The 3,852-nt window shown below is 70.3% G+C and carries 4 protein-coding genes; 2 read left to right on the top strand and 2 right to left on the bottom strand.

Going from position 1 to position 3,852, the window contains the following annotated elements:
- Together hutU and hutI are read left to right on the top strand one after the other, a co-directional pair.
- Positions 1-1,045, top strand: a 1,045-nt coding sequence (gene hutU / locus ACNPM4_RS18680) for a urocanate hydratase (protein ID WP_448986704.1), incomplete at its 5' end; no start/stop codon positions are given.
- Positions 1,046-1,079: 34 nt separating this feature from the next.
- Positions 1,080-2,243: an imidazolonepropionase gene (gene hutI / locus ACNPM4_RS18685; protein ID WP_448986706.1), complete on the top strand. Its 1,164-nt coding sequence runs from the start codon at positions 1,080-1,082 to the stop codon at positions 2,241-2,243.
- A 19-nt stretch (positions 2,244-2,262) separates the two neighbouring features.
- On the opposite strand, the gene ACNPM4_RS18690 is transcribed toward hutI, so the two are convergent.
- A complete protein-coding gene (locus ACNPM4_RS18690) occupies positions 2,263-3,195 on the bottom strand; it encodes an agmatinase family protein (protein WP_372469261.1) in 933 nt (310 codons plus the stop codon).
- Between the two features lies 1 nt (position 3,196).
- The coding region (locus ACNPM4_RS18695; protein WP_448986708.1) for a DUF445 domain-containing protein at positions 3,197-3,852 on the bottom strand (656 nt) is incomplete at its 5' end.

Consider the following 3,852-nt stretch of genomic DNA (forward strand, 5'->3'; position numbering starts at 1 on the left):
GGACCACGGCTATCTCGACGAGTACACGACCGACCTCGACGCGGCTGTCGCACGGGTCATCGCCGCCAAGGCGGCCGGTGAGGCGCTCTCGGTCGGTGTCGTCGGAAACGCGGCCGAGGTCTTCCCCGAACTGCGGCGCCGTGGCGTGCCGATCGACATCGTGACCGATCAGACCAGCGCGCACGATCCGCTCGCGTACCTCCCGATCGGGATCGGCGTCGAGGAGTGGAAGGCCGAAGCCGAGCGCGACGCCGAGGAGTTCACTCGCCGGTCGCGCGAATCCATGGCGGCACATGTCGAGGCGATGGTCGCGTTCCAGGACGCGGGAGCTGCCGTGTTCGACTACGGCAACTCGATCAGAGCCGAGGCGCAGCTCGGTGGCTACGACCGGGCCTTCGCCTTCCCCGGATTCGTGCCCGCCTACATCCGTCCGCAGTTCGAAGAGGGGCGCGGCCCGTTCCGCTGGGCGGCTCTCTCCGGAGACCCCGAGGACATCTACAAGACCGATCGCGCCATCGCCGAACTCTTCCCCGAGGACGCGGCCCTGCACCGCTGGCTGGATAAGGCCGCGGAGAAAGTGCACTTCGAGGGCCTTCCCGCACGCATCTGCTGGCTCGGCTACAAGGAGCGGCACCTCGCGGGGCTCAAGTTCAACGAGATGGTCGCGTCGGGCGAACTCTCGGCGCCGATCGTGATCGGACGGGACCACCTGGACTCGGGCTCGGTCGCCTCGCCGTACCGCGAGACCGAGGCCATGAAGGACGGCTCCGATGCCATCGCCGACTGGCCCCTGCTGAACGCGCTGCTGAACACGGCATCCGGTGCCTCCTGGGTATCGCTGCATCATGGAGGCGGTGTCGGCATCGGCCGCTCGATCCACGCGGGTCAGGTGACCGTCGCCGACGGCTCGGCCCTCGCCGCGGAGAAGCTCGAACGGGTGCTCACCAACGACCCGGGCACCGGTGTGATGCGCCACGTGGATGCCGGGTATGAGCGCGCCCGCGAGGTCGCGCGCGAGCGCGGCCTGAACATCCCGATGCTCTGACACACTCGAAGGATCTCGAACGGGAGGAACGGCGATGCGCACGCTGCTGACCAACATCGCAGAACTCACCACCAATATCGCCGCCGATGGCGCCCCGTGCGGAACCCTGAGCGATGCGGCGGTCGTGATCGAGGGCGACCGGATCGCCTGGGTCGGCGCGGCCGCGGACGCGCCGGAGTCCGACGAGACGGTGGATGCCGGCGGCCGGGCCGTGATCCCCGGATTCGTCGACAGCCACAGCCACCTCGTCTTCGCCGGCGACCGCGCGGCGGAGTTCGAGGCGCGCATGGCGGGGCAGAAGTACGCCGCCGGCGGCATCCGCTCCACCGTTGCCGCCACTCGAGCCGCGAGCGACGAGGAGCTGCGCGCGCGACTCCGCGGCTTCCTCGCCGAGATGCTCGCGCAGGGGACGACCACCGTCGAGGTCAAGAGCGGCTATGGGCTCAGCGTCGCCGACGAGGAACGCCTCGTGCGGCTCGCCGCAGAGGTCACGCCGGAGGTGACCTTCCTCGGAGCGCACGTCGTTCCGGTGGAGTACGCCGACCGCCCCGACGAATACGTCGACCTGGTCACGGGCCCCATGCTCGACGCCTGCGCACCGTACGCGAAATGGATCGACGTGTTCTGCGAGACCGGTGCGTTCACGGTGACGCAATCACGGCGAGTGCTCGAGGCGGGGATCGCGCGCGGACTCGCGCCCCGCGTCCATGCGAGCCAGCTCGGACCGGGCGACGGCGTGCGCCTCGCGGTCGATCTGGGCGCAGCGTCCATCGACCACGGCACTTACCTGACGGACGCCGACATCGACGCGCTCGCCCAGAGCTCCACCGTCCTCACGCTGCTTCCGGGAGTCGAGTTCTCGACCAGACAGCCCTACCCCGACGCGCGACGCCTGGTCGATGCGGGCGTCACCGTGGCCCTCGCGTGCGACACGAATCCGGGATCGAGCTTCACCTCGTCGATGCCGTTCTGCATCGCGATCGCTGTGCGCGACATGGGCCTGACCCCGGCCGAAGCCGTCTGGGCGGCGACCGCAGGCGGCGCCCGTGCGCTGCGGCGCGACGACGTCGGGATCATCGCCCCCGGTGCCCGCGCCGACCTCATGCTGCTCGATGCCCCCACCCGCGTGCATCTCGCGTACCGCCCAGGCGTGCCCCTGGTGCGTCAGGTGTGGAAGGACGGCGCGACCGTCGTGTGAGTCGTCGCCGTCGTGTGAGTCACCGACGGGCGGCGAGACCGGCGAGCAGTTCGAGCACGCACAGCGCCGCGAGCCGGACCGTGCGGGCATCCTCGGCATCGGCCGTCGCGTCGACCTCGGCGATGTCGGCGCTCACGACGCGGGGATCCGCGGCCACGGCACGGGTCAGCGCGCGCAGCTCCCATGCCTGGAGCCCGCCCGGCACACTCGCGGGGCAACCCGGTGCGACCGAGCGGTCGCACACGTCCACGTCGATGTCGAGGTGCACGCGGGAGTCCTCACCGGCGCCCGCGATCTCCAGGGCCTCCGCGACCACGTCGTCGACGCCGCGACGGCGCAGCTCGTCGAGGGTGATCACCCGGATGCCCCACTCAGCGGCACGCTGCGCGTAGGCGGCGGAGTTCGCGAAGTCGGCGATGCCGATCTGCACGATCCTGGACGGATCGATGCGCGCGGTGCCGAGCGACGACACAGCAGGCACGTCTTCGACGAGGCGGCGCACCGGCGTGCCGTTGGAGATCCCGTCACGAAGGTCGAAGTGCGCGTCGAAGGTGATCAGCCCTGTCGCCTCGGCGCCGAGGGCCACCGGATAGGTGAGCGAGTTGTCGCCGCCGAGTGCGATCACGAGTTCTGTGGCACCGGTGAGCTTTCGCACGCGGGAGATGACCCTCGCCTCACCGGCGGATCCGTCGGGATCGGTCACGTCGCCGGCGTCGGCGATGCGCAGAACGTCATCGAGTTCGACCACGGGCGGGCCCATCAGGGCGGTTCCGTATCGGGGGAGGGCTTCGCGGATCGCGGTCGGTGTCGCGTGCGCACCTGTCGGTGAAAGCGACGTGCGCCAGGTCGGTACGCCGAGCAGCACGGCATCGGCTGCACCGCTGAAGGCGGGCCAGGATCCGGCGCGCCGCCAGAGCGGGTCGTGACTCAGCTGTCGGGATGCGGGTGCCATATCAGACTCCGGGGATCAGGGCGTGGGCGATCGTGAAGATGGCGAGGCCGGCGAGGGCGCCGACGAACGTGCCGTTCAGGCGGATGTACTGCAGGTCGCGTCCGACCATGAGCTCGATCTTCTCCGTGGTCTCGGCCGGGTCCCAGCGCTCGACGGTGTCGGTGATGATCGACGCGATGTCGTGGCGGTAGCGGTCGACGAGGAAGACGGCGGCATCGGACACCCAGGTGTCCACGCGGTTCTGCAGCGCGGCATCCGTCGTCAGGCGTTCGCCGACCTCCTGCAGCGCTTGCACCGCTCGTCGGCGCAGACCGCTCTCGGGGTCGGCGAGAGCGGCGAGCAACCCGTTCTTCGCGGTGTTCCACGCCTCGGCGGCCAGGGCACCGACCCGAGGGCTGTCGAACAGCGACGCCTTCGCGTTCTCGAGCTTGGCGCGGGTGGCGGGGTCGTTCTGCAGGTTGTCGGCGAGGCGGCCGAGGTAGCCGTCGACGGCGATGCGGGCCGGGTGCCGCGGGTCGGCCTGCACGGCGTGGACGAACTTGATCGCCTCGTTGTAGACGGTGTCGTCGACGAAGCGATGCGCGAGCTTCGGGACCCAGCCGGGAAGGCGCCGCGAGACGAGGCCCGAGAAGGACTCGGCGTTGGCCTCGAGCCAAC

Source organism: Microbacterium umsixpiens, assembly GCF_053543675.1.